22 protein-coding genes are annotated in these 25,654 nt (G+C 74.0%); 11 read left to right on the forward strand and 11 right to left on the reverse strand.

Going from position 1 to position 25,654, the window contains the following annotated elements:
• The coding region (locus ACWCP2_RS35870) for an S-adenosylmethionine synthetase N-terminal domain-containing protein (protein WP_450912740.1) at nucleotides 1-108 on the reverse strand (108 nt) is incomplete at its 3' end.
• A 155-nt stretch (nucleotides 109-263) separates the two neighbouring features.
• Nucleotides 264-1,208 carry a GNAT family N-acetyltransferase gene (locus ACWCP2_RS35875; protein WP_450912719.1) on the reverse strand — a complete coding sequence of 315 codons (945 nt, stop codon included), beginning with the start codon at nucleotides 1,206-1,208 and terminating at the stop codon, nucleotides 264-266.
• A 362-nt stretch (nucleotides 1,209-1,570) separates the two neighbouring features.
• Between ACWCP2_RS35875 and ACWCP2_RS35880 the strand changes: the two genes are divergently transcribed.
• From ACWCP2_RS35880 to ACWCP2_RS35900, 5 genes are read left to right on the forward strand one after another with little or no spacing between them, the layout of a single operon-like run.
• Nucleotides 1,571-2,791 carry an aldehyde dehydrogenase family protein gene (locus tag ACWCP2_RS35880; protein WP_450912720.1) on the forward strand — a complete coding sequence of 407 codons (1,221 nt, stop codon included), beginning with the start codon at nucleotides 1,571-1,573 and terminating at the stop codon, nucleotides 2,789-2,791.
• The gene (locus tag ACWCP2_RS35885; protein ID WP_450912721.1) at nucleotides 2,788-3,441 is read left to right on the forward strand and encodes a hypothetical protein; all 654 of its coding nucleotides are present in this window, start codon (nucleotides 2,788-2,790) and stop codon (nucleotides 3,439-3,441) included. Before ACWCP2_RS35880 ends, ACWCP2_RS35885 begins: the two co-directional genes overlap by 4 nt.
• Nucleotides 3,442-3,472: 31 nt before the next feature.
• The gene (locus ACWCP2_RS35890) at nucleotides 3,473-5,215 is read left to right on the forward strand and encodes a thiamine pyrophosphate-binding protein (RefSeq protein ID WP_450912722.1); all 1,743 of its coding nucleotides are present in this window, start codon (nucleotides 3,473-3,475) and stop codon (nucleotides 5,213-5,215) included.
• A complete protein-coding gene (locus tag ACWCP2_RS35895; RefSeq protein WP_450912723.1) occupies nucleotides 5,212-6,606 on the forward strand; it encodes a class I adenylate-forming enzyme family protein in 1,395 nt (464 codons plus the stop codon). Before ACWCP2_RS35890 ends, ACWCP2_RS35895 begins: the two co-directional genes overlap by 4 nt.
• Complete coding sequence (locus ACWCP2_RS35900) at nucleotides 6,603-7,748, forward strand: beta-ketoacyl synthase N-terminal-like domain-containing protein (protein WP_450912724.1); 1,146 nt, start codon at nucleotides 6,603-6,605, stop codon at nucleotides 7,746-7,748. Before ACWCP2_RS35895 ends, ACWCP2_RS35900 begins: the two co-directional genes overlap by 4 nt.
• Nucleotides 7,749-7,757: 9 nt before the next feature.
• On the opposite strand, the gene ACWCP2_RS35905 is transcribed toward ACWCP2_RS35900, so the two are convergent.
• The 7 genes from ACWCP2_RS35905 to asnB all read right to left on the reverse strand — a co-directional run bounded on the left by ACWCP2_RS35905 (nucleotide 7,758) and on the right by asnB (nucleotide 16,434).
• Complete coding sequence (locus tag ACWCP2_RS35905; protein ID WP_450912725.1) at nucleotides 7,758-8,786, reverse strand: hypothetical protein; 1,029 nt, start codon at nucleotides 8,784-8,786, stop codon at nucleotides 7,758-7,760.
• A gap of 113 nt (nucleotides 8,787-8,899) precedes the next feature.
• Nucleotides 8,900-9,082, reverse strand: coding sequence for a hypothetical protein (locus ACWCP2_RS35910; RefSeq protein ID WP_450912726.1), 183 nt, complete (start codon nucleotides 9,080-9,082; stop codon nucleotides 8,900-8,902).
• A 74-nt stretch (nucleotides 9,083-9,156) separates the two neighbouring features.
• Nucleotides 9,157-11,013 (reverse strand): FAD-dependent monooxygenase, encoded by a 1,857-nt coding sequence (locus ACWCP2_RS35915; RefSeq protein WP_450912727.1) that lies wholly within the window; start codon nucleotides 11,011-11,013, stop codon nucleotides 9,157-9,159.
• 3 nt (nucleotides 11,014-11,016) lie between these two features.
• On the reverse strand, nucleotides 11,017-12,435 hold the full coding sequence (locus ACWCP2_RS35920; RefSeq protein WP_450912728.1) for a dihydroorotase: 1,419 nt from the start codon (nucleotides 12,433-12,435) through the stop codon (nucleotides 11,017-11,019).
• Nucleotides 12,423-13,526, reverse strand: coding sequence for an acyl-CoA dehydrogenase family protein (locus ACWCP2_RS35925; RefSeq protein ID WP_450912729.1), 1,104 nt, complete (start codon nucleotides 13,524-13,526; stop codon nucleotides 12,423-12,425). The genes ACWCP2_RS35920 and ACWCP2_RS35925 overlap by 13 nt, the downstream gene beginning before the upstream one ends.
• On the reverse strand, nucleotides 13,523-14,584 hold the full coding sequence (locus ACWCP2_RS35930; protein WP_450912730.1) for a PrpF domain-containing protein: 1,062 nt from the start codon (nucleotides 14,582-14,584) through the stop codon (nucleotides 13,523-13,525). Before ACWCP2_RS35930 ends, ACWCP2_RS35925 begins: the two co-directional genes overlap by 4 nt.
• Nucleotides 14,581-16,434, reverse strand: a complete 1,854-nt coding sequence (asnB, locus tag ACWCP2_RS35935) for an asparagine synthase (glutamine-hydrolyzing) (protein ID WP_450912731.1) — start codon at nucleotides 16,432-16,434, stop codon at nucleotides 14,581-14,583. Before asnB ends, ACWCP2_RS35930 begins: the two co-directional genes overlap by 4 nt.
• 401 nt (nucleotides 16,435-16,835) lie before the next feature.
• Here asnB and ACWCP2_RS35940 point away from each other — a divergent pair, with 401 nt between their 5' ends.
• The 5 genes from ACWCP2_RS35940 (at nucleotide 16,836) to ACWCP2_RS35960 (ending at nucleotide 21,832) form a co-directional block, all read left to right on the forward strand.
• On the forward strand, nucleotides 16,836-18,119 hold the full coding sequence (locus ACWCP2_RS35940) for an MFS transporter (protein ID WP_450912732.1): 1,284 nt from the start codon (nucleotides 16,836-16,838) through the stop codon (nucleotides 18,117-18,119).
• Between the two features lie 39 nt (nucleotides 18,120-18,158).
• Nucleotides 18,159-19,460 carry an ATP-grasp domain-containing protein gene (locus ACWCP2_RS35945; protein WP_450912733.1) on the forward strand — a complete coding sequence of 434 codons (1,302 nt, stop codon included), beginning with the start codon at nucleotides 18,159-18,161 and terminating at the stop codon, nucleotides 19,458-19,460.
• Nucleotides 19,457-20,704, forward strand: coding sequence for an ATP-grasp domain-containing protein (locus ACWCP2_RS35950; protein WP_450912734.1), 1,248 nt, complete (start codon nucleotides 19,457-19,459; stop codon nucleotides 20,702-20,704). Before ACWCP2_RS35945 ends, ACWCP2_RS35950 begins: the two co-directional genes overlap by 4 nt.
• A gap of 91 nt (nucleotides 20,705-20,795) precedes the next feature.
• A complete protein-coding gene (locus ACWCP2_RS35955) occupies nucleotides 20,796-21,170 on the forward strand; it encodes a hypothetical protein (protein WP_450912735.1) in 375 nt (124 codons plus the stop codon).
• Nucleotides 21,167-21,832 (forward strand): nucleotidyl transferase AbiEii/AbiGii toxin family protein, encoded by a 666-nt coding sequence (locus ACWCP2_RS35960; protein WP_450912736.1) that lies wholly within the window; start codon nucleotides 21,167-21,169, stop codon nucleotides 21,830-21,832. Before ACWCP2_RS35955 ends, ACWCP2_RS35960 begins: the two co-directional genes overlap by 4 nt.
• A 74-nt stretch (nucleotides 21,833-21,906) precedes the next feature.
• Here ACWCP2_RS35960 and ACWCP2_RS35965 read toward each other — a convergent pair whose 3' ends face one another.
• Both ACWCP2_RS35965 and ACWCP2_RS35970 read right to left on the reverse strand, forming a co-directional pair.
• Entirely contained in the window at nucleotides 21,907-22,938 is a 1,032-nt protein-coding gene (locus ACWCP2_RS35965; protein WP_450912737.1) for a carboxymuconolactone decarboxylase family protein, read from the reverse strand.
• Nucleotides 22,935-24,437, reverse strand: a complete 1,503-nt coding sequence (locus ACWCP2_RS35970) for a multicopper oxidase family protein (RefSeq protein ID WP_450912738.1) — start codon at nucleotides 24,435-24,437, stop codon at nucleotides 22,935-22,937. The genes ACWCP2_RS35965 and ACWCP2_RS35970 overlap by 4 nt, the downstream gene beginning before the upstream one ends.
• A 274-nt stretch (nucleotides 24,438-24,711) precedes the next feature.
• Between ACWCP2_RS35970 and ACWCP2_RS35975 the strand changes: the two genes are divergently transcribed.
• Complete coding sequence (locus ACWCP2_RS35975) at nucleotides 24,712-25,536, forward strand: SAM-dependent methyltransferase (protein ID WP_450912739.1); 825 nt, start codon at nucleotides 24,712-24,714, stop codon at nucleotides 25,534-25,536.
• Nucleotides 25,537-25,654 lie beyond the last annotated feature (118 nt).

A 25,654-nucleotide genomic window follows, 5' to 3' on the forward strand; every position in this document is an offset into this window, starting at 1 on the left:
GGGGTCCTCGGTGAGGAGCGCGTCGAGAATGGTGTCGCTGATCTGGTCAGCGATCTTGTCGGGGTGACCCTCGGTCACAGACTCCGAGGTGAACAAACGGACGCTCATGCGGGTGTTCTCCGAACCTGTTCTGTACGACCGCCACCAGACTTGGCTGAGTGTCGGCTGATCCCTGGGGATCCGGATACTTTCGGAACTCCGGTGGACTGCTTCCGCCGGGCGGACCATGCTTACGGTGTCCTCCTGAACCAGCGCGGGCGGAGTCAGGACGGACGTTTGACGTAGTGCGTGACGGCGCGGGAGCCCTTCACGGACAGCAGCGTGTACAGACCGTTGAGGTCCTGGATCCGCGAGGAGTCCAGAGCCAGCAGGGCCCGGTGGCAGCCGAGTTCCCTGAGGGCCGCGAGGGCTGTCGTGATCAGGGCCAGGCCGATGCCCAGACCGCGGGAGGCCAGTGACACCCCGACGTCGACGATGCGTCCGTGGCCGTCCCCGGCGTACGCCAGGACGTGCCCGACGGGCCGGCCGGCGATCTCGACGAGCAGGGCGATTCCGACGCCCTGCTCCGTCGCGACGTTGAACTCGTCCAGCCGGGTGCGGAAGGTCTCGTAGTCGAGCGTCCTGGTCCCCTTGGTACGGGTCTGGACGTGGAGCCGGTGCACGGCGCGCACATCGTCCGGAGTGGTGCCGATCGGCCGGACGCGGGCCCCTTCGGGCAGGACGGCGGCGACCGGCGGCGCGGTCAGGTCGATCTCGGCCTGCGTGAAACTGAGCTGCCTGCGGAATCCGGCCTCCTCCAGGACGCGCGGGACCACCGGGTCCCCCGTCAGCACACCACCGATGGTGATCTCGGACTCCGAGCCGTTCTCCAGGGCCAGTTCCTCCGTACGCCGCAGCAGACGCCCCAGCAGCTCGCGCGCGACGGTGTCGCCGTCGTCGCCGGGCAGTACGGTGAGCGCCCCTTCCATGGAGGCGCCGCCGCGCAGGGTCAGCCCGCCCCATGCCATGACTTCGCCCTGCGGGCGGGTCAGGCACCAGCTGTTGTGGAGCGGGTCGTAGCCGGGGTGGCCGGTCTCCAGGAGGAAGTCCTCCCGGGTGTACGAGGCGGTGCCGGTGATGCTCTCCTCGTAGGACCTGACGAAGTCGACGAGGCTGTCCAGCGGGACCTCGGCCGCGGTCTTCACGGCGAGGTGTTCGGGCAGAGACATGGGATGCGGGCCCCCTTTCTGAGGGACGGTTGCCGTCGAAGGGAATGCGCGGGAGCGGTATTCCACGGGAAACACTGCGGGCGACTCCCTTCACCGGACCGGCCTTCGGACAGTCCCGGATGCTACTGGCCCCACCGCGCACCGGCGTTCTCCGAGAATGCTGTCCGGGCGGGCACCGGCCGGGCCTGGATCCCGCGATTTCCCGCGTGAACATTCTTTTTTCGCGTGCTGTGTTTTCGGGACCCCTCCGGATGCCCGAAAACGAGGAAAGAGAGCACGTCGCGAGATGCGGATTCCCGCTCCCCGGGGTGACCCTCCTCGGGAGCCTGGAAGTTCATGGCCATGGGCTGGGGGGATGTGCGATGCAGAGCGGCGTCATCGATGCAGAGCAGGTCAGGACCGCGACGGACGGGCTTGGCGAGGCCATTCCGGCCCTGGCCGGCGTACTCCTCGACCGGCAGGACGAATTGATGTCCGTCCTCACCCGGGTCGCCACCCGGCAGGCGGCGGAAGACGAATTCTTCCGGTCCCTGCGGGCCCTCTCCGGTGCTCCATGGGAAATCCTGCGCAATGCGCCGGGACGGCTCCGGCGGCTCGCGACGTTCCTTCCGTCGAACAACCTGCTCTACTCGTACATCCTCTTCGGGGTCATTCCGTCCTTGTACACCGACGAGATACGGATACGGCCCTCGGCGCGCGTTGCGCGATCGGCGATGGCCGTGCACGAGATCATCGGGCCGGCGGTGGGCGCGCACGGCGGCCGGATCGGAATGGCGCCGGTGTCCCAGCGCGCGTTCCTCGCCGACTGCGCCTCCTCGGACGCCGTGGTGTTCACCGGGCAGCCGGAGAACGCCGGGAGCGTCGCGGCGCGGCTGCCGGACGAGGCGCTCTTCCTTGCCTTCGGGTCGGGGCCCAACCCCGTGGTGGTCGGCCCGGAGGCGGATCTGGACGCGGCCTGCCGGAGCGTGCTGGCGGCCCGCCTCTACAACTCGGGCCAGGACTGTCTGTGCACCGACATCGTCTTCGTCCACCGGTCGGTGGCCCGCGAGGTCGTGACCCGCCTGGCCGACTCCCTCGCGGCGGTGCGCACCGGCGACCGCCGCTCCCCTTCCACTTCGGTGGCTGCGCTGGTCTATCCCGACGCGGTGGAGGGGGCGGCCGGGTTCCTGGCCGTCCACCGTCAGTCCGTCGTACGCGGCGGACGTGTGGACCCGGTGCGCGGCTTCGTCGAGCCCTCGCTGCTGCACATGCCGTGGCAGGACGCCTTCCACCCACCGGAGTTCTTCTCCCCCGTCGTCCTGACCATGGAGTACGAGCACGCGGGGCAGATCCGCCAGTGGCTGCACTCCCCCGAGGAGACGGCTCGCGGCATGTACGTGTCGGTGTTCGGCGAGCCGGGGCTCACCCAGACCCGCATTTCGACGAGCGTCGTCTGCCAGGAGCGCATCACCTTCGACGTGGAGGACGGCAACCGCCCGTTCGGCGGCCACGGTCCGCGGGCCGGCAGCGTCCGCCGGGCGGGGGACGTCACCGGACGCCCGCTGCTGCTGTCGGCCGAGGCCGGACGCAGAGCCCGCCGTTGACCTGCGTACTGAGTCCGCCCGTCGTACGCGGACGCGAGGAGGGCGATCCGCCGCTGCCCGCGGTCGGGGCGCGCCGCCTGCTCGCGGATCCGTACGCCGTGGACGCGGTGTGCGCGGCGCTGTCCGAGGTGTACGAGGCCTGCGGGCCTCCGGCGTCGTCCGCGGCGTCCGCGGCGGGCGCGGCTCGCGGCGGCCGGGGCGCGCCGGTGCTCCTGGCGGCCACCGACTACAGCGGGTACGCCGCCGACGGATTCGTCGCGCGCCGCGACGACGTGAGCCGGCGGCTGCGCGCCCGCGACTCCGTGGCCCTCGAACCCTCCGGGCTGCTCCAGCGGTTCATCGCCACCACGGGCTGGCAGGGGCCCGGATACGTACTCGGCTCGCGCCCCGCGGACGCGCGGGCCGCCGTCGACCTGGCGCGGGCGATGGCCGGCTCCGGGCGTGCCCCGTGCGTCTACGTCTGCGAGGTGCTGCGGCGGCCGGACTCGGGGCTGTTCTGGGCGGTGGCCACGCGGGTCGCACCGGGCGGCCCGCCGGCGGACCCGCCCGTACGGGTGCCCGTGCCCGTGCCGCCGGGGATCGGCGCGGCGCTGTGGGAGCGCAGCGCGGTCGCCCGGGCTTACCTGCGACAGATCGCCCTCACCACCTGATCCGATCCGTCCCGACCCCCCGAGGAGCACTGTGAGCACCGACCACCACCCCTGGCACGTCGTCGCCCGAACCCTCGCGGACGCCGGGTGCGACGCAGTCTTCGGGCTTCCTTCGGACGAGCCCGGCCTGATGGACGCGGCCGGGTGCCGCGCGGACCTGCGGGTCGTCCCCGTACGCGACCAGCGGGTCGCGGCCTGCGCGGCGATCGGGCACGCGGCCGTATCGGGGCGGCCCGCCGTCCTGGCCGTCAACTCGGGCCCCAGCTTCGCCAATGCCCTCACCGGACTGCTGGAGGCCTCCTCGCTGGGCACGCCGGTGCTGGTGGTCACCACCAGGGTGCCCGTGGTCGGGATCGGGCGCGGCGGGTTCCAGTACACGGACCAGGCGGCCATGGCCGGTCCGCTGGTCAAGTGGAGCTTCCTGGTGGAGCGGGAGGGGCAGCTGGTCTGGGCGCTGCGGCGGGCGGTGCACCTGGCCGTCAACGGCAGCCCGGGCGTGGTGCTCGTGGAGATCGCCGACGAGGTGCTGCGCGCGGCGACACCGGTGGAGACGGGAGCGGCGGGGGCGCCGGGGGCGGTTTCCGCCCGCCGGGGCCCGGCCGTGCACCGGATCCGGGCGGCCGCCGACCCGCAGGAGGTGCGCCGGGCGGCCGCGCTGCTGGCCGCCGCCCGGCTGCCGGTCGTGGTGGCGGGTGGCGGGTGCAAGCCGTCGGGCGCCGGTCCGGCCGTACGAAGGCTCGCGGAGCTGCTGGGCGCGCCCGTGTTCACCACGGCGGCCGGGCGCGGGACCGTGGACGAGGAACACCCGCTGGCCTGCGGCCTGGTGGGGCTGTACACCACTCCCCCGGCCGACGCCCTGCTCGCCGAAGCCGACGTGGTCCTCGCGGTCGGCTCGCGGCTGGAGGAGACGGCCCGGATGGGCTGGAGCTCCCTGGACACCGCGGCGCTCGTCCACATCGACATCGATCCGGCCGTCTTCCTCACCGCCGTGGAGCCGGAGGTGGCGCTGCTCGGCGACGCCCGCGTGGTCGTGGAGCAGCTGTCCGCCGTGGTGGAGGAGGCGCCCGCGGCCGACACGGAGCGGGGGCGGGCGCGGGTGGCCCGGGTGGGCGCGGTACGGGAGGAGCTGCACGCCCGGTACTCCGCTCCGGCGGACGGGTACGGAGACACGGACGGGCTGACCGTGCCGGCGGCGCTGCGCGCCGTGCAGGAGGTCTTCTCCCGGGACGCGACGCTGGTGCAGGAGAACGGCCTGCACGACATGTGGGGTTACCACTTCCCCGTGCTGTCCGTCAGCGACCGGGCGCACGTCGTCACCCCGGGCGAGCAGACGATGGTGGGCTTCGGACTGCCCGCGGCCGTGGGTGCGGCGCTGGCCGCCCCGGACCGGGACACCGTCCTCGTGTGCGGGGACGGGGCGCTGGAGATGAGCCTGGCCGCGCTGCCGACGGCCGTCGAACAGCGACTGGGGATCACCGTGCTGGTGCTGGACAACGGGGGCTACGGCTGGCCGCGTTTCGTCCGGGCCGCCGAGGGCGCGCCGGGCGGCCTGACCCGGTTCACGGCCCCCGGGCACGTACGGGCGGCGGTGGAGGCGGCCGGGGGGTGGACCGCGCGGTGCACCACCGGGGCGGAGCTCACCGCGGCGCTGAAGGAGGCCCGGGAGGTGGGGCGGGCCGGGCGCCCGGCCGTGATCACCGTCCCGGTCCGTGACACGGATGTCCCGGTGGGCGTACGGGGCCTGTTCGGCGACGGACACGGGGACGCGGCGTGAACGGGGCCGCGGGGAGCGGCGCGGGCGGGGCCGCGGGGAGCGGACTGCCGCCGCTGACCGTGGACGGTGAGCGCGTCGCGCCCGCGCACCTGGCCCGCCTGGTCTCCCGTACGGCCGCGGCCCTGGTGGCGGCCGGGGCCGGGCCGGGCCGGGGGGCCGCGCTGGCCTGCGACCATCCGCTGACGGCGGTGGCCGCGGCGGTGGCCGCCGAACGCGTGGGGGCGCCCCTGCTGCTGGACGGCGCGACGCCGTCACGCCGGATCGCGCCCGCCGCGGTGATCATCTGCGGAGCCGGCGGGGAGCCCGTCGTGGGCCCGCCCCCGGCGCGGGCGGCGACGGCCCTGCCCGAGGAGACCGCCGCGGTGTTCTGGACCTCGGGCAGCTCCGGGGATCCCAAGGCGGTGGCCGTCTCCCGCTCCGCCCTCCTCCACCAGGGCGCCGCGACCGGGCGGCGGATGGGGGTCACCGCGCGCGACGGGCTGGTGCTTCCGCTGCCGCTGCGGCACGCGTACGGGTTCAGCGTGCTGCAGGTCTGGCGGGCCACCGGTGCCCACCTGTTCGCCGAGAGCGGCTTCCACCTGCGGCGGGTCCTGTCGCTGCTCGACGGGGCGGCGGTCACCTCGCTCGACGGTGTCCCCTCGATGTACCGGATGCTGGCCGCCGAGGCCGTCAAGGACCGGGAGGTGGCGCGGGCGCTGGGGGCGCTGCGGATCCGGGGGTGCGGCGGGGACGTGCTGACCCCGGCGCTGTACGACGAGTTCCTGCGCGTCACCGGGGGCGCGCTGCACGACGGGTACGGGCTGAGCGAGGCCGGGCCGAACGTGGCCCTCAACGCCCCGGGGGACGTACGCCGGGGCTCGGTGGGGCGGCTGCTCGACGGTGTGCGGGCACGGGTCCGCGGACCTGCCGGGGAGATCCAGATCAGCAGTCCGAGCCTGATGCTCGGCCATCTCGGCGTGGAGTCCGGCGAGCTGTCCCGGGAGGCCTTCACCGGGGACGGCTGGCTGCGTACCGGGGACACCGGGTGCGTGACGGACGACGGATGGCTGACCGTCAGCGGGCGGATCAAGGAGGTTCTCGTCGTCCACGGGGAGACGGTGGCGCCCACCGTGGTGGAGGACGCGGTGCGCAGCGCGGCCGGGGTCCTCGACGCGGCGGTGGTCGGGATCCGCGGAGGGGACCGCGGCGATGTGGTGTGGGCGTTCGTCGAGAGCGCGGACGGCGACCGTGGCGCGGTGGCGGGACGTGTCGCCGAGGTCTGCCGGCGCACTCTGCCCCCGCAGATCCGGCCGCGTACGGTACGCGTCCTGACCGCGCTCCCCCGTACGGGAAGCGGCAAGCACGACCGGGTGCGGCTGCGGGCGTGGGCGGCGGGGGAGGCCGCGGCATGACCGCCCTGGCGCTGGCCGGGACGGGTCTGGTGACGGCGCTGGGCAGCGGACCGCAGGCGTTCTGGGACGGACTGCGGCGCGGCGCGCGGGCGTTCGGGCCGCTGATGGCCTTCGAGGGCGGGTACCGCAGCCGGACCGTGGCCGCGGTGCGGCCCGCCGACTGCCGGGCCGCTCCCGGGCGCCGCAAGGAACGCCTCGCGCTGACCGCGGCGCGCCAGGCGCTGCGCGCGGCGGGTCTGCGCCGGCTGCCGCGGGGTGCCCTGGTGGTGATCGTGTCCCAGGCCCTGGAGCTCTCCGCGGACATGCCGGCGCCGGGCCCCGGGCGGGACTTCACGGGCCCCGATCCGGACGCGCTGCTCGCGGCGTGCGGGAGTGCTCCGGGCGCGGCGGCGGTGGTGCACCTGTCGCACGCGTGCGCGTCCGCCGCCTTCGGCGCCGCGTTCGCCCGGGAGTGGCTGCTGTCCGGTGCGGGGACGACGGCTCTGGTGGTGGGCGCGAGCGCGCTCAACCCGTACGAGTACGACAGCATGGACGTGGTCAGGACGCTCAGCCCGGCGGGCGCGCGGCCGTTCGACACCCGGCGGGACGGTCTGACGGTCGGCGAGGGCGGCGGGGCGTTCGTCCTGGAGACCCGGCAGACCGCGCTCGGCCGGGGCCACCGGCCGCAGGCCCTGCTGAGCGGCGCCGCCTGCCTGGTCGACTCCACCCGAGCGGTGGCCTCGGACCCCGCGGCGATCCGGGACTGCATGCTGGCCGCGCTGGAGGACGCGGGCGTGGGCCGTGTCGACTACGTCCACGCCCACGCGACGGGGACGCCCCAGGGGGACGCCGCGGAGGTGGCGGCCATCGGTGAGGTGGCGCGGGCGCTGGGCCGGGGCGCGGTGCCGGTGAGCTCCCACAAGGGGGCCGTCGGGCACCTGCTGCACGCTTCCGCGTTCCCCGGGGTGGTCGCCGCCTCGAGTTTCCTTCGGGAGGCGTGGGTGCCCGGAACTCCGGGTCTGCGCAGTCTGATGGAGGTCCCGGACGGGGTCAGGCCGGTGATCACCGCCGTGCCCGCGCCGCGTGCGCGGCACGCGCTGGTCAACAGCTTCGGCTTCAGCGGGAACAACGCCGCTCTCGTGGTGTCCGCCGTCGGCCGGTGAGGGCCGCGCTCAGCGCAGGGCCCCCGCGAGGGCGGCCATGCGGACGGCCGCCCGGGCGTCGAATGCGTGGACCGCGGCGGCGCGCCGTCCGCACAGCCGCAGGGTCTCGGCGGACCAGGAGCGGCTGAGCAGGAAGACGGCGCGGGCCAGGTCCACGAGGGCCTCGCAGGAGGCCCGCGTCAGCTCGGCGCACTCGGCGGCGGCGGCCGCCGCGCGCGGGCCGCGCTCGCGCGCGGTGGTGTCCTCGGCGAGGACCCGGGCGAGGAGCAGACGGTCGCCCGCGACCTGGCGTTGCAGCGGTCCCGCGACGCGTGTCCGCAGGAGCCCGGCGCGGCCGGGGTGCGGCTCCAGTTCCTCCAGTACGGCGGGCAGGGCCAGCAGCCCGGCGAGGCCCGCCTCGGGCAGCTCCGGCTCGGTCATCCGGCGTACGGAGCACTCCAGCAGCCGGTGCAGTTCCCCGGCCCAGCCGTCCCCGGCCGGCCCGGTGTCCCACACCAGGACGGGCGCTCCGGCCATGGCGCGGCGCAGTCCGTCCGTGGGGACGGTGCCCCTGTTGTCGGTGAAGCCGCTGCTCGTACGGGTGTTGCAGTCGGCGGCGAGGGCGGTGCGGGGGCCGGCCCCGTACACCAGGAGGGTGTGGGGGTAGCCGGCGTGGGGGACGCGGTAGAACTCCGAGTGCCGCATGCCGTACAGGTCGGGGGAGACCGGTACGGCGTGGCCGCGGGCGAGCTCCCGGTGGACGAGGTCGAGGGCGTGTTCCTCCTCGTGCGGGGAGGTCTCCCAGCGGGCGCTGAGGCCGCGCTGGAAGCGCGGGTGGTGGTAGCCGGCGTCCAGGCCGCCGTAGAGGGTGAGCAGTTCGCCCTCCGCGGTGCGTTCGACGACGAAGTCGACCGGCTGGGCCAGGGCGCGGGCCGTCTCGCGCAGTCCGGTGGCGTAGAGGGCGTCGCGCAGGCAGTGCACCCAGCAGGAGATCCGGGTGTGCGGGAGGGATTCGATCGTGTCGGGCGCGGCGCCCAGGTAGGGGAATGCGGTGGTCATGGCGGCGGGCCCCCTCCGGTGGCCGTCGGTGTGCGGGTGCGGGTGCCGGTCCGACCGGCACGGTGTCCCGGGCGGTCCTCGGTGAGCCGGTCTCCCGGCCGCCGGCCGGAAGTTCAGAAGGTCTTCGTCATCATGTGGGACTCGATCTCGGCGGCGACGCCCGCGTAGAGCTCCTCGTGGGACACCCTGACGGCGTCGAGCCACTCCTCGAACTCGGTGGAGTCATCGGTGGACGGGGCGGCGCTGCCGGTCTCGGCGACGATGCGGTCGTTCAGGTCCCTGCTGAGTGCGGACACGGTCCGGCTCCTTTCTGTCAGGGGCGGGCCCGGTGCCGGGGCGGCTTCCTGCCGGCCGGGCGGGTCCGTGGGGTTCAGGCCGCGGCGCCCAGCAGGGCGGGCCGCTGGGACAGGCGGACCCGGCCCATCCACATGATCTGGGAGACCATCTGGACGAGGCGTTCCCCGTCGGGGGTGGACGGGGCCTCCCCGGCCGGCAGGTCCACCGGCGCCTCGGAGACGGCCACGCCGACCGGGGTGGGCCAGCCGCGTACTGCGTGGCCGATGGTGCGCAGGGTGGCCAGCGTGGAAACGGCGCCCTGGGCACCGGCGCCTACGGCCACGCAGCCGATGGCCCGGCCTTCGAGGTAGGGCGTGGGCCCGTCGAGGTCGTTGACGTAGTCGACGGCGTTCTTCAGCAGGCCGGAGATGGTGCCGTGGTAGGTCGGGGAGACGAGGACGACGCCGTCGGCGCGGCGCAGTTCGTCCAGGAAGTCCTGTACGTCGGGCCAGGCGACGCCCAGTCCGGGGCGGTAGGCGGGGAAGTCGATGTCCGCTCCGCAGAAGACGCGGGTGGTCGCTCCCTGGTCGGTGCAGCGCTTCGCGCACCAGTCGGCGACCCGGTCCGAGGTGGACCCCCGGCGCAGGGATCCGCTGATGAGGACGATGTGCGGTGCGTCGGAGGCGGGGGCGAACTCCTCGCGTGCCCAGTCCTGCACCTGCACCGGCACCGGCACCGGCATGTCGACCACCGTCGGCGCGGCGGGCCGTTCGCGGCGTCTGGCCAGCGGGCGCCAGCCGAGTACGTCGGCGGTGTCGGTGTCCTTTCGGCCGGAGGCCCTCACCCCGGCGTTGCGCTGCTTCTCCTCGGCCTGGCCCGCTCCCTGGTCCAGGGCACCTTGGCGGCGGGACCGGAGCACCACGGCGGCCGTCCGCTCCAGGCGCTCGCGCTGGTAGGACAGGAGGGCGGACTTCACGTCCTCGTGCGCGGACAGGGCGTCGGCCAGTACGACGGCGTCCTCCAGCGCCATGTTGGCGCCCTGGCCGAGGGCGGGGACCATCGGGTGGGCCGCGTCGCCGAGGAGGACGACCCTGCCGTCGACCCAGCGCGGTGCCGGGTCGCGGTCGTGGATGTCGGTCACCACGATGTCGTAGGGGTCGGCGTCGCGGATCAGGTCGACCACGGGGGCGTGCCATCCGGCCAGCGCGGCGGCCAGGTCCTCCTGGGCGCGGTCCGGCCCCTTGGCGGGCCACACCCCGGCGGGCGCGGTGATCTTGGCCGTCCAGTAGAGGGTCTTGCCGCCGACGGGGGCGATGAAGAGCTGGAGGCCGCGGCCGTTGACCACGTAGGAGCGCTGGCCCAGTGCGGATCCCTTGGTGCGGCCGCGCACCGAGGTGTAGCCGCGGTACTGCGCGGGCCCGTCGGCGAGCATGCGGCGGCGCACGGCCGAGTGGATGCCGTCGGCGCCCACCAGGGCGCCGCAGACCAGCGTCTTGCCGTCGGACAGCAGCACCTCGACGGATTCGCCGGCGGCGGTGTAGTCCTCGACGGCGGTGCCGGGCATCACGGTCGCGCCCGCGGCCAGGGCCTCGTCGAGCAGGGCCCGTTGCAGGGCGCTGCGCAGCATCGGGATCTGGGGGGCGCCGAGCCTCTCGCCCATCTCGCCGATCGGCTCCTCGGCGAGGACGGTGCCCGCCGAGTCCATCAGCACACGGACCTCGTCGGGCGCGGTGACGTGGCCGAGGGCCCGGACGCGTTCTCCCAGCTGGGCTCCGAGGGCGTCGAGGGCCCGCACCCCGTTGGGGTACAGCATCAGGCCGGACCCCTGGGTGCCCACGCGTCCCGAGCGCTCGACGACGGTGACGTCGAAGCCGCGGCCGGCCAGCGCGACGGCCGCGGCGAGGCCGCCGATGCCGCCGCCGGCGATGACGACTGACTTCTTCTTGACCATGCTTCAGCTCTCCTGTCTGGACGACTGACTTCTCGTGGATGCGGGAGCCGCCCGCAGAAGCCGCCCGTCGTACGCTCCGAAGGACCCGGTGGCGGCGTCCCACACGGTGCGGCCCGCGCGCAGGGTCCGTTCGACGCGGCCGGTGAAGGTCCAGCCCTCGTACGCCGACCAGCCGCACTTGCTCTCCACGTCGTGGGCGGAGAACATCCAGGGCGTGTCGGGCGCGAAGACGACGAGGTCGGCGTCGGCGCCCGGTTCCAGGCGGCCCTTGCCGGGCAGCCGGAACAGTTCGGCCGGGGCGGCGGCCATGTGGTGGACGAGGCGGGCGATCGCCGTGTCGGGGTCCTCGCCGGGCCGTCGCCGGCGCATGCCGGTCCACACGGCGACGGCGAGTTCCTGGACTCCGGGGAGTCCGGGCGGCGACTGGGCGGGGGTATTCGTCTTCTCGGCGACGGTGTGCGGGGCGTGGTCGCTGCCCAGGGTGGTGACCTGGCCGCCCCACAGCGCCCGCCACAGCCGGTCCTGGTCGCCGCGGGCTCGGATCGAGGGGGACAGCCGGGTGCGGGCGCCCAGACGCCGGGTGTCCTCGTCGGTGAACGAGAGGTGGTGGCCGGTGACTTCGAAGGTGACCGGGTAGCCGGCGGCCTGTGCCGCGCAGACCAGGTCCGCCTCCTCCGCACTGGACAGGTGCAGGATGTGGGCCCGGGTGCCGTACCGCCGTACCAGCTCGATGATCTTGGCGACGGCGACGATGCCGCCGGTGCGCGGGCGGCGCGCCTCGTAGTCCAGGTAGCTGGCGGGCTCTCCCCACCACGCGTCGAGCAGCGCGAACAGCCCGTCGTCCTCGGCGTGCAGGACGAGCTGCACGCCGCCCTCGGCGGCGGCGGCGAAGGCCTTCTCCAGCTGCGCGGGGTCGCGCACCACGGTGGGCGCGGTGTGGTGGCCCGCCATGAAGATCTTGGCGCTGGTGGCGATGTCGGGGTCCAGGTGCGCCAGTATTTCGGGGCGGTCGGGGTCGAGGCCGATGTGGAAGCGGTAGTCCACGAGCGAATGCCCGTCGACGAGGTCCGCCTTGGCCAGCACGGCCTCGGGGTCCAGCGTGGGCGGCCTGGTGTTCGGCATGTCCATCACGGTGGTGACACCGCCGCGGACGGCGGCCCGGCTGCCGTGCGCCCAGTCCTCCTTGTGGGTCAGGCCGGGGGTGCGCAGGTGTACGTGGGTGTCGATGAGACCGGGCAGGACGTAGTGGTCGCCCGCGTCGATGCGCTCGGCGCCGGCGGGCGCGGTGTCGGTGTCCGAGACGGCGGTGATCCGGCCGTCACGGATCAGCAGGTGCCCGGGGCGCACGCCCAGCGGGGTCACCAGACGGCGGCCGCTGACGACGAGTTCGGGGACCGCGTCGCCGGTTGTCAGGCGGTCCATGACAGCCCCACCAGTTCCCGGCACAGGTCGTTGGTCGGCCCCATCAGCCCCACCCCGCGGGCGTCCGCGAGCAGCCGGTCGGCCGTACCCGCGGCGCGGTAGCCGGCCGAGCCGAGCATCCGCGCGACGCCGAGGCAGATCTCCTCGGCGGCGGCGGTGGCGTGCAGCTTGCTGTGCAGGGTGGCCAGACCGGGATCGGGGGCGGTGCGGGCACCGGCCCGTTCCACGGCCGCGCGTACGGTCTCCAGCTGGGTGGCCAGGCCCACGAGCCGGTGGCGCACGGTCGGCAGGGCGAGCAGCCCGCGGGTGCGGGTATGACGCAGCGCCAGGTCGAAGGCGGCCTCGGCGATGCCCGCCGACACCGCCCCCAGGGTCGCCCCGGACTCCCGTACGCCCGCGATGATCGAGGCCGCGCGCCCCTCGGGGCCCAGACGGGCAGCGTCGGCCACCACGCACTCGTCGAGGGTGACCAGCCCGGTGGCGGAGCCGCGCATGCCGGCCAGGTCCAGCGCCAGGTCGGCGACAAGCCCGGGGTTGTCGGCCGGTACGAGGAAGAAGGTCTGCCCGGCGGCCCCGTACGCGGCCTGCTCGCCGGAGCCGGGCGCACCGGTGGCGACCAGCACCAGGTAGAGGTCGGCGACGGCGGCACCCGTGGTGAACGTCTTGGCGCCGCTGAGCAGCCATGAGCCGTCGGGGCGGCGCACGCCCGTACTGGAGAGGTTCTGCTTCGCCGCGCCCGCGCCGTCCTCGCTCCAGGACGAGGCGGCCAGCACGCTGCCGTCCGCCAGGCGCGGCAGCAGCGCCCGCTTCTGCTCCTCGGTGCCCCACTCGGCGATCCGCGCGCTCACCGCGAAGTGCTGGAACGCGATGATCGCCACCGACGGATTCGCGGCGGCGATCCGGGCGGTGACCCGGTTGATCTCGGCGGCGTCCCCGCCCGCGCCGCCATGGGCGCGCGGTACGGCGGTGGCCAGCAGCCCGCTGGCGCGCAGCGCGGAAAGGGCCTCGCGATCCGGCTCACCGGCCGTCGCGGCCTTCTCCGCGGACTCGTACAGCCGCTGGTGCAGCTCGGGTGTGAGCTGGGGTTTCATGCGGCTCCCGACAGCGCCAGGCATTGGGCGACCTCCTCGAATTGCAGATGGCTCAGGGGTTCCAGGACGAACGAGCCCTGAAAGGTGACGCGTTTGCGCGCGACGCTCGCCCACAGCAGCGCGCCGTCCCCGCCGCCGGCGCCGGGCGCCGCGGTCACGGCGGACACGGCCGTACGGCCGCCGCTGGTGACGATGTCCACCAGGCCGTCGGACGCGCCCAGTTCGCGGGCGATGCGCCAGGGCACGGTGTGCGGGACGCGGACGGCGGTACCCAGGCACACGGCGCCGGTCAGCGCGATCGTCGGGTGCCAGCCGGGCACGGTGACGGCGCGGGCGGAGAGGGAACCGTCGGCTCCCGGGAGGATCGCGGCGATCTTGGGGAAGACCCCGTCCGGGTCCCAGCCGAGCCGGCGGGCGGCGGCGGCGCGGATGTGCTCCAGGCGGGCCAGCAGCTCGTCGCCGGCGCCGAACAGGGCCGCGGTGTCGGGGATCGCGAGGGTGCGGGCGTCGATGAACGCGTAGGTGTTGGCGCTGGCCACCAGGGACACCTCGAAGCGCTCACCTCCCGCGTCGAGCGCCGTGCGGGGCTCTCCGGTGGGCAGGAGCCGGGCGAAGGGCACGGGCCGGGGCTGAACGAAGGTGACCGTGAAGCGGACCTCCTCGCGCTCGACGCGGTCGACCTCGCAGACCACGCCGTCGCCGTTGTTGAGGACGTTCACGCGGATCCGTACGCCCGGTACGAGGCGCTCCAGCATCCCGGAGCGGGCCGCGGCGACCACCGCCGACAAGATGGAGTGCCCGCAGGATCCGCGCAGGTCGAAGCGGTCGGGCGCGCCCGGCAGAGCCTGCACGAAGCGGTAGTCGAGGTCGAACATCGGGTGCGTGGACGGCTCCACCAGCGCGATCTTCAGCACGTGGGCGCCGCCCGCGGAGGCGAGGTAGCGCCGGGCCTCGGCCAGGTGGAGCAGCAGCGCCCCCTCCTCGCGCGGGAGCCGGGCGGCGTCGAGCACGAAGGTGGGACAGGGGCTGCCGGCGGCGTAGGCGAGATGGCCGATCACGCGGCCACCGCCGCGTGCCGGGCGGGGGCCGGGGCACCGCCCATGGCGGGGGCCGGGCCCGTCCGGGCGCGGGCGGGCCGGAACTGCTCGCGCCACACCTCGTGCACGAGCAGCGACCACAGCGCCAGCGCCGGAGTGTCGCCGGGCCGTTCGGCCTGTACGTCGAACAGGGCCTGTACGGCGGCCGGGTCGAGGCGGCCGTCGGCGGCGAGCCGGCCGGGCGTGAGCAGGTCCCGGGCCTGCGTCCACAGGGGCTGCCCGGGCCGCAGCATCGCGGTGACGGGGAGGGTGAAGGGCTGTTTGGGGCGGTGCAGCACACTGTCGGGCAGCAGCCCGGCGGCGGCCGCGTAGAGGGTCCGTTTGACCTGTCCGTCGTGCAGCCGCAGCCGGTCGGGCAGCGAGCGGCCCAGCGCTACGACGGAGCGCTGGCAGAACGGCAGGCGCACCTCGATCGAGCCGGCCATGCTCAGGTGGTCGACGCGGCGCAGGTGGTAGGCGGGCAGCCGGTGCCCCAGTTCGAAGCGGGTGATGCGCTCCAGCACCGTGCCGGGGCCGTGCAGCAGGTCGTGCTCCGCCCCGGCGGGCAGCGCCGGTACCTCGCGCAGCCGGTCGCGGAAGTCGTCGGTGTACAGGGAGCGGCGCAGCGCGGCCGGGACGGCCGACAGCGCGTCGAGGTAGTCCGGGGCCCACGCGGCGCCGGCCGCGGCGGACTCGGCTGCATGCCGCATGCGCCCGTACCCGCCGAAGACCTCGTCGGCGGCGTCGCCGGTCAGCGCGACGGTGAAGCCGGCCGCGCGCACGGCCTTGAACAGGGCGTACGTGCTGAGGGCGATGGGGTCGGCGTTGGGCTGCCCCAGGTGCCAGACCGTCTCCTCCAGCAGCGCCGGGAACTCGGCCGGGTCGATCTCCACCTGGTGGTACGCGGCTCTCGCGCGCTCGGCGGCCTGCCGGGCGAAGTGCCGTTCGTCGAAGGGCCAGGAGCCCTTGTAGGCGATGTTGAAGGAGTGCACGGGGCCGTGTTCGGCGGCCAGCGCGGTCACCAGGCTGGAGTCGAGCCCGCCGGAGGTGATCAGGGCGACGGGCACGTCGGCGACGAGGAGCCGGCCGACCTCCTCGCGCAGGGCGCGGCGCACCCGCACGGCGGTGGCGGCGCCCTCGCCGGGCCCGGGCTGCGGCAGTTCGGCGGCGGGGCGGCGCCGGCTGTGCGGGGCGGCTCCCTGTTCGCACACCAGCGTCGTCGCCGGGGCCATGACCTCGATGCCCTCGAACATCGTCTGCCCGCCGAAGGGGGTGCGCGTGGCGAGGTAGGCGTCCAGGGCGGTCTCGCGGATCCGGGCGCCGGCGCCGGCGAAGCCGAGCAGTGCGGGGATCTCGGAGGAGAAGTGCAGGGAGCGGGCCGCCGCGTCCCACCGGTAGTAGAGCGGCTTCATGCCGATCTCGTCGGTGGCCAGCAGCAGCCGGGGCCGTGCGCCGCGCAGGTCGACCAGGGCGATGGAGTACATGCCGTCGAGGTGGTCGGTGAAGGCGTCCCCGTACTCCAGGTACAGGGCGGGGATGACGTTGCCGTCGCAGCGGTCGTCGAAGGAGTGGCCGAGCCCTTCGAGGCGGTGGCGCAGCGCGCCGTGGTTGTAGATCTCGCCGTTGAAGACGACGTGGAGGCGGCCGTCGAGCCCGTAGGGCTGACTGCCGCCGTCCAGGTCCACGACGGCGAGCCGGTTGCTGCCCAGCCCCCAGTCGGGTGCCTGGCGGATGCCGGTCGCGTCGGGGCCGCCGTGGCGCTGGAGCGCGGCGACGGTGCGCATCTCGTGCGGCGAGGCCTCCGCGTTGAAGTAGCCGTAGATCCGGCACATGTCTGCCTCCTGTCCTTCCGTGAGGAGACGACGGTCAGCCGCGTACGTGCGCCCAGCCGGTCCGTATGTCGAACGTGGACACCAGCAATCCTTCCGAGCGCGGCAGAGTCCTGCGCCCTCCCATGGCGGCGCGGGTGCGCCCGGCCATGGGAGGGGTACGGCGGCGGTCGGACGGGACCGGCCGGACAGGACGCGCCGAGCCAACCACGGGCCCCGGACGGCGGCAACAAGCCATCGGTGAGCGCGACGACTTCAGCAACTCGGCGGTGTGGCGAAGTCGGGCTGTCACCCGGGCCGGGGTGACTTGTTCAAGTCGCGTCCCGCCCCGACGCCCGCCTTGTCGCCCCGTTCGCGCCCGTGGTCAGCTCGAATCCGTGTCTTCAGAAAGGGGCGCTGATCCGATGAGCTTTCGGCAGCTGCACCCGAACATCAGGCTCCGTATCTGCGTCGGCTTCATCCAGCGCCTGCTGGGCATCATGCTCATGCCCCTGGTGGTCATCCATCTCGCGTCGCTGTACGGGGCCGCGCTCGCCGGCGTCCTCACCCTCACCGTGGCGGTGTCCGGAATCGCCGCCAACTTCGTCGGCGGCCACCTCGCCGACGTGTACGGCCGCAGGCCGCTGCTGATCGCCGGGGAGCTCGGGGCGACGGTCTCCTTCGCGCTGCTCGCGCTGGTCAACTCGCCGTGGTTCTCCTCGGGTGCGGCCACCTTCCTGCTGTTCCTGGTCAACACCTGCTCCTCCCAGGTGGCGACGCCCGCCGCCGACGCGATGATGATCGACGTCTCGACGCCGGAGAACCGCCCGCTCGTCTACACGATCAACTACTGGTCGGTGAACCTCGCGTTCACCACCGGCGCGCTGCTCGGCGGCCTCCTCTACGACGGCCACTTCACCCAGCTCCTCACCGGCGCGGCGGTGCTGTGCGCGGGCACCACCGGGGTGGTGTGGCGCTGGATCAGCGAGACGGCCCCGCGTACGGGCAAGGAGGCCGCCACCGGTGTCCCGGCGATGCTGCGCGGCTACCTCGCCGTGGCCAAGGACCGGGTCTTCCTGCGGATGCTGATTGCGGCGGTGCTGATCGCCGCCGTCGAGATGCAGACCGGCTACTACATCGCGATCCGCCTCGCGGCGGACTTCCCCGAGCAGGCGCTGGCTTCGATCGGGTCGTGGACGGCGCCGCGCGTGGACGGTGTGGCCATGCTGGGCATCCTGCGCGCGCTCAACGCGGCCCTGGTGGTGGCGCTGGTCCTGTTCGCGGGGAGCCTGCTGAGCCGGATCTCCGACCGGGCCCGGCTGTACGCGGGCATCGGCGTCTTCACCGTCGGCTACATGGTCTGGGCCGTCAGCAACACCGGTTGGGTGCTGATCGCCGCGGCCGTCGTGCTCACCCTGGGCGAGATCGCCTCGATCCCGATCCGCCAAGCGCTCCTGGCCGACCTGGTCGATCCCGCCGCGCGCACCAAGTACATGGCGGTCTACGCCCTCAACGCCCGCATCGCCCTGGTCATCGCGTCCCTGTGCGTCACCCTCGGCGCCTTCGTACCGCCGCTGGCGATGAGCCTGCTCTACGCGAGCGCCGGTGCCGCCGCCGTCCTGGTGTACCGCTCGCTGCTGCGCCTGCGCGCTGCACGGCAGACGCAGGAGGACCGGGACACGGCCGCGGCCGTGGCGCCGGCCGCCTGACACCCCCCGCCGAGAATCCGCGAACGGAGTCACACCCCGATGACACACCCCCCGCACCCGCCCCTCGCGGCTCCCGACCGGCTCCTGATGGTGATGCCCTACAGCCAGTTCGTCCGCAAGGCGGTGGAGGCGGGGTTCACCGTCTGGTCGATCTGGGATCCGTCCCTGCGCGAACGGGCGTACCTGGACGAGGTCGCGCTGCACTCCGAGGAACTGCTGCTGACCGACTTCTCCGACACCCGGGCCCTGCGCGAGCTGATCACCACGACCGCGCGGGCGAACGGCATCGGCCGGATCCTGCACCTGGGGTCCGAGGACACGATGGACGTGGCCGTGGAGGCGGCCGAGGAGCTCGGCCTGTCGCCCAACAGCGCCGCCGCGGTGCACCGGCTCAACGACAAGGCCGCGATGCGGCGGCTCCTGGACGCGGCGGGGCTCAGCGTGGTGCGGGCGGAGCCGGCCCGGTCCGTGGACGACGTCGTGGCGGCCGTCGCCTCCGTGTCCGCCGCCTCCGGGGGGGTCGCCTCCGGAGGGGTCGCGGCGCCGGTGATCGTGAAGCCGTCCGGCGCGTCGGGCAGCCGGGGTGTGGCCCTGGTACGTGAGGCCTCGGACCTCGACGAGTGGGCGGATCGGGTGACCGGCGCCGGGCTCGGCGGGCCGTTCCTCGTGGAGGAGTACCTGGAGGGGCCCGAGTTCAGCGTCGAGACCCTCACCGTCGACGGCGTTCACCACGTCGTCGGCGTCACGGCGAAGCAGACGGACGGTCCGCCCGGCTTCGTCGAGACCGGACACGTGCACCCCGCGCCGCTGTCCGCGCCCGACGAGAGCGCGATCCGCACCGTGGTGACGGAGCTGCTGAACCTGGCCGGGCACCGGTTCGGCCCCGCGCACACCGAGGTGATCCTCACCGCCGGCGGTCCGCGGATCGTGGAGTCCCAGGCCCGCCTGGGCGGCGACCGCATCCCGCTCCTGGTCGAGGTGGCCACCGGCTTCGACATCGAGGCGGCCGTCTTCCGCGCGCTGGCCGGTGAACCGGTCGTCGTGCCGGGCGCCGTGCGCACCGCCGCCATCGGGTTCTTCCGGTTCCCGGCCGGCCCGCTGCAGTCGGTGGCGGGCCTCGAAGAGGTCCGCGACCTGTCGTACGTACACGCCCTGCACTTCCCGTTCACCCCCGGCGACGAGCTGCCCCGCACCACCGACTCCTTCACCCGGCACGGGTACGTCGTCGTCGACGGCGCCTCGCCCCGGGAGGCGGCCGGCCGGATCGCCTCCGTCCGGGAGCGACTGCGGGTCGTCGTCCGGGAGACCGTCCTTGCCAATTCGAAGGGAACCGTCCGTTGAGCACCCCCCGTACCGTCCTGCTGATCGGCGGGGTCGACGTCCACCTGGAGCGCTTCAAGGCGCTCGGTGTGCGCGTCGTCCTCGTACAGCACCCCGACAAGGTCACCGCCTTCCAGACGAAGACCGCCGATGTGACCCTGATCGTCGACTACACCGACTGGGACACCGTCCTGCCCTTCGCCGAGGCGGCCCGCCAGGTGTACGGCGCCGACGCCGTGGTCTCGCTGACCGAGCCCGGGCTGAACCCGGCGGCCCGGCTGGCCGACCTGTTCGGCCTGAGCGACGGCCGGCGCTACGAGGTGAGCCGCCGGATGCGCGACAAGTGGCTGATGCGCCGCCACCTCATCGCCCAGGGGCTGCCCGCCCCGCACGTGGCCCGGGTCGAGGGCCGCCAGTCGCTGGAGGCCTTCGGGGAGCTGGCCGGCTACCCGTTCATCGTCAAGCCGGTCTCCACGACGGCCGGGTTCGGTCTGATCCGCGCCGAGAACCCCGAGGACCTGGACCGCGTGTGGGCACGCGTGAAGGAGCTGGACGGCGGCCGCACCGACCGGGGTTCGACCATGTTCGTGGTGGACGGCTTCCTGATGGAGTCGTACATCGACGGACCCGAGTTCAGCGTCGAGGCGCTCAGCTTCGCGGGCCGGCACGTGGTCATCGCCGTCACCGAGAAGCTCGTGGACGAGGCCCACTTCGCCGAGCTGGGCCACGCGGTGCCGGCCCGGCTCGAGGCCGCCGACCGCGACCGGATCACCGTCGCGGTCGAGGAGTTCCTCACGGGCATGGGCGTCACCGACGGCCCCAGCCACACCGAGATCCGGCTCAGCAGCCGCGGTCCCGTCGTCATCGAGTCCCACAACCGGCTGGGCGGGGACCACATCGTCGAGCTGGTCGAGGCGGCGTACGGGATCGACATGGTCGCCTACGGCGCGGCCTGGGCGGTCGGCCTCACCGAGGCCCTGGCGGTGGCCCCCGACGCCACGGGCGCGGCGTGCACCCGCTTCGTGCTCCGCGCTCCGGGCACCGTCGTCGCGGTGTCCGGCGTCGAGGAGGTCGCCGAACGGGACGACGTGCTGGTCGCCACGCTGTCCGTGGCACCGGGCGACACCGTACGGCCGCTGCGCGACAACTGGGACCGGCTCGGCTGTGTCGTGGTGCGCGCGGCCGACACCGACAGCGCGGTCGAGCTGTGCGAGCGGCTGACGCGCGAGGAGATCCTCATCGACATCGAGCCCGCAGCGGCCTGAGGGCGGGGCGTGCCGTCCTGCCGGCGCGGCGCCGGGCAGGACGGCGGGTCCCTGTTGCCCCGGACGGGCGGGGCGGGGGGATAATCGGCCCATGGTCATGGGTCACTCCGCGAACGCCGCGCCGCCCGCCGTATCGGCGGCCGAGGTGCTGCGCGCCCGGTACGCGGGCCGGCTGCCCGCGTCCCTGGGGGAACTCTCGGGGCCCGCGGACGGCGTGGTCGAGCTGCCGCTGCACGTCGCCTGGTCCGGACTGCGCGCCTACGACCTGGGCCGGCCGCGGCTGCGCATGGGCCTGTACCGCACGGTCCTGGCCGAGGGCCAGCACGAAGACCTCGTCACCCTGCTCCACCGCGATCTGCTCGTCGCGCAGTGGCCTGTCCTGCGCATGCTGGTCAGCCGGCACGTGCGGCAGGTCTGGGAGGACGCGTTCCCCGAACTCACGGCCCCGGAATCCGCGGCGGCGTGAAGCTGAACGGTCTGCACCGCAGGCTCCTGGCCGCCGTCATCGACATCGGCGCCCCCTATCCGCTGGTGCTCACCGGCGGGTACGCCGTCCAGGCCCACGGTCTGGTCGAGCGCGTGAGCCAGGACCTCGACGTCGCCACCGAGAATCCCGCACCCATGGCGGAGATCGTCGCCGGCCTGGACCGCGGGCTGACCGAGCGGGGCTGGCGGGTACGGGTGGTCGCCGTGGACGCGCTCTCCGCCCGTCTGGTGGTCACCGACCCGTCGACCCGCGAGGACTGCGAGGTCGACGTCCTCAAGGAACACTTCTGGTCGGCGCCGGCCCAGACCGAGTACGGCCCCGTCCTGGCCTTCGACTCGGTCATCGGCACCAAGGTCCGCGCCCTCGCGGACCGCGGGGCGGTGCGCGACCTCATCGACGTCCACGCCGCCTCCCGCCACCGCACCGCCCCCGAACTGGAACGTCTCGGTGAGCGGCACGGCCGCGGCGAGTTCCGGCTGGAAGACCTACGGGACCGCCTCACCGGCGCCGACTGGGCCGACGACGAGGAGTTCGCCGCCTACGGCCTCACCGAGGAGGAGACGGCCTCGTTGCGCGCCTGGGCCCGGAACTGGGCCGACGGACTGGAGCAGCGGCTGCACGACCCAGACGACGAGACCTGACCTGCGGAAATACGGACGGTACCTGCCGCTGCACGCAATCGCCTCGCCGTTCCGGCCGGCGGCCAGATCCGGGGTCAGGCTCCCTGGGGCGTGGTGAGGCGGGCCGCTGTGCGGGTGGTGAGGGCTGTCGCGGTGGTCAGGGCCGCCCAGGAGGTGAGTTCCACGACCTCGCGGTCGGAGGGGTGGTGCTCGCGGAACTCGGCGACGTCTCGGTCCGTGACGCGGTAGGCGGTGAACGCGGTCAGCAGCGCGAGGCGGCCGGCCGGCCGGTGCTGCGGGGCGAGGGCCGCGACGGCCTCGTCCAGCCAGCGGGGGGACAGGTCCGGCGGGGTGCCGTCCCAGGTGGCCAGGTGCGCGGCCAGGAGGTCCTGTACGGGGTGCGGGACCCAGCGCGCCGCCTCGGTGACGGCCCCGTACGAGCGGGCGAGCGCCCCGGCCACGGCCGGGGCGGGGCGGGCCCATTCCAGGTCCGCCGGGAGCGGGGCCTCGGGCAGCAGCTCGAGGGAGGCTCCGGCGGCCGGGGGGGCGGCGACCGGCCGCATCGTGCGGGCCACGGTGCGCAGGATCGTGCCGCGTGCCGCGGCCGGGGTCGCCGCCGGCAGCGGCGAGTCCTCCAGGAAGATCCCGACCATGCGGTTGAGGTAGTGGAAGGTGAGGGCGACGCCCAGGATCTCGGGCGCCTCGTCGGGGGTGAACGGGGCCGGGCCGGGATCCCGGCCCTTGACCGCCGCCCGGATCCATTGCTCCACGGGGCCGGCGGCGGTGTCCTGCGCCGTCCGCGGCAGGGCCTGGAGGGTGGCCTGGTGGACGTCGACGCAGTACGGGCAGGAGTTGGCGCGGGAGACCTCCGTGGCGACGGTCTCCTTCACGGCCCGGTCCACCCGGCCCTCGACCAGGAGGGTCTCGCGCAGCAGCATCCAGCTCGCCGCCAGCGGCTGCGGTGCGGCGGAGTGCAGGGCCAGCGGCGGCGCCAGTACGCCGAAGTCCCGCTGGGCCTGGGCGTAGACGCGGGCGACCTCCCCCCGGGCGCGGCCCGGGGAGACGGCCTTGACATGGCGGATGTCGCGCAGTGCGCCGCGCAGCACGGCTCGTACGACGGTCCTCATCGTCCCTCCACGATCTCGAGCTGGGCCATCATCCCGGCCACGTTGTGTTCCTGCATGTGGCAGTGGTAGACGTACTTGCCCGGCCAGCCCTTGAAGGTGGCCTGGACCCGCAGGGTCTCGCCGGGCCGCACCAGCACCGTGTCCTTGAACCCGGATTCGCCGGGCAGCGGCGGCTTTCCGTCCCGGTCGAGCACCCTGAACATCACCATGTGCAGGTGGAAGGTGTGGTCGATGCCGCCGAACTCCGAGTCCACGGTGTCGGCGTTGTAGATCTCCCAGATCTCGGTGGTGCCGTTCTGGATGACGGCGTCGATCCGGTCCGGGTCCCAGCTCAGGTCGTTGATGGCGTAGGCCATCTTGGACGGGGCGACGGCGAGCTTCTGCCGGCGGGTGCGGGCCGGCGCGGGCAGCGCGGGGAGCGGGCGCAGGGTGGCGGGCACCCGGCTGTAGTCGGCGGCGCGGCGCGTGACGTCGAAGCGCATCACGGGGCCGGCGGCGTCGGAGAGCACCAGCTTGCTGCCGATGTCGTGGCGGGAGAAGTCGACGACGATCTCGATGCGCTCGGCGGGGGCGAGGGTCAGCTTGGTCCGGGTCACCGGCTCCGGCAGCAGACCGCCGTCGGAGGCTATCTGGACCATTTCCACGCCGCCGAGGTCCAGCTCGAAGATCTTGTGGATGGAGGAGTTCAGCAGCCGGAAGCGGTACTTGCGCGCCGCGACCGGGAAGAAGGGCAGGGGCCGGCCGTTGGCGAGCAGGGTGGAGCGCGCCTCGGGGTGCTCGACGTCGAGGATCAGGCCGCCGGCCGCGTCGAAGTGGGCGTCGCGGAGCATGATCGGTACGTCGTACTGGCCGCTGGGCAGTCCGAGCCGCAGCTCGTCCGCGCCCTCGATGAGGTAGAAGCCGTGCATGCCGCGGTAGACGTGCTCGGCTTCCATGTGGTGGGTGTGGTCGTGGTACCAGAGGGTCGCGCCGTCCTGCTGGTTGGGGTAGTCGAACGTACGCGACGCCCCCGCCGCGAAGAGGTCCATCGGGTAGCCGTCGCTCGCGGGCGGGACGTGCCCGCCGTGCAGGTGCACGTTGACGGGCAGGCCCAGCCGGTTGACGTACTTGACCTGGACCTTGCGGCCGGCCTTGGCCTTGATGGTGGGGCCGACGAAGGTTCCGCCGTAGGTGAGTACGGGGGTCTTCGTGCCCGGCAGGATCTCGGCCTGGGCGTTCTGGAGGGCGATCTCGTAGACGTCGGTGCCGCCCCGGGTGCTCACGGGCCGGGCCACCTTCGGCACGGGCATCTCCACGGAGAAGGGCTCCGCCGCCTGTACGGGGGAGGCCTTGGCGACCATCCCCATGCGCATGATGTGCTGCTGGGCCTCGGAGCGGCCGAGCCGCGCCGTCGCCGTTCCGGTGCCGTTGCGCCCGGCCATGGTCATCGGCCAGGCCAGTGCCGCTCCGGTCGCGACGATCCCGCCGGCTGCCAGCATGACGCCACGTCTGTTGAGCATCTGGTCCCCTCGTACGCTTCGCTGGGCGCCCGCGCGGACCTGCGGCCCCCCGGTCCCGGACCGTCCCGGCGCCGCTGAAGATCCTGGCACCGGCCGCCCCCGGGGTCGTTATTCGATCTTGCGGAGTTGGCGGCGGTTGCCCGCGCCGGGCGGCCGGACCGGCCGCCGCGGGCAGGGCAGCAACCGCGGAGATGCGGCCCGCCCGGTGCGGCGCACAGGATTCCGGCGGAGCCGCCCGGGTGCCGTGTGGCCGTATGAGGGGAGAAGCGGGTTCATGGCAGAGGTACGGGACCTGGCGGGGATCGGGAAGCACTACGACGAGCGCACGCCCATCGGTGAGGAGTTCCGGGACGGCCAGTTGCACATGTGGTACTGGTACGACCGCGACGACGAGGCCACGCTGCCGGAGGCGGTGCACCGCGTCACCCGCAAGGTGACCGAGACCCTCGGGCTGCGGCCGGGCGAGCGCGTGCTGGACGCGGGCTGCGGTCCGGGCGAGGCCTCGCTGTTCCTGGCCCGGCAGTACGGGGTCGAGGTCACGGGTGTGACGATCAGCAACTTCGAGCTGGAGCGGGCCCGCGGCCGGGCCGAGGCGGGCGGCCTGTCGCACCTGGCGGACTTCCGTTACGGCGACTTCATGGAGCTGCCCTTCCCGGACGGCTCCTTCGACGCCGTGCTGGCGCTGGAGTCCCTGCAGAACGCGCCCGACCTGGGCCAGGTGCTGCGCGAGCTGTATCGGGTGCTGCGTCCCGGCGGGCGCATCGCCTTCTCCGACTTCAGTCTCGGGGAGCCGGGTGACGCGGAGCGCCTCGGGACGTTCATGACCACGCTGAAGCTGCCGGTGCTGCCGAGCCTGGAGGAGTGGCTGGGGTACGTGCGCGAGGCCGGTTTCGCGGTCGAGGAGTTCACCCAGTGCGGTCCGCGGGTCTTCGGCATGAAGGGGAAGTACCTGGAGGCCGCGATGGGTCAGCGGGAGCAGGTGGCGGAGAAGTTCGGCGAGGACCGCCTCGCCGAGTTCTCCCGCGTGCACCGCGGGTTCTTCGCGCCCCGCAAGGAGCAGATCGGCTACGCGATCGTCTGCGCGCGCAAGCCGCGCTGAACCGCGTCGAACCCGCGCCGCGTACGAGAACGCCGGCCGCCCGATGACGGGCGGCCATGCGCGTGATTCCGTTCACCGCCGGCGGGTTCCCCGGCGCCGGCCAGTCCTTCACGTACGC

This window comes from Streptomyces sp. NPDC002104 (assembly GCF_053593795.1).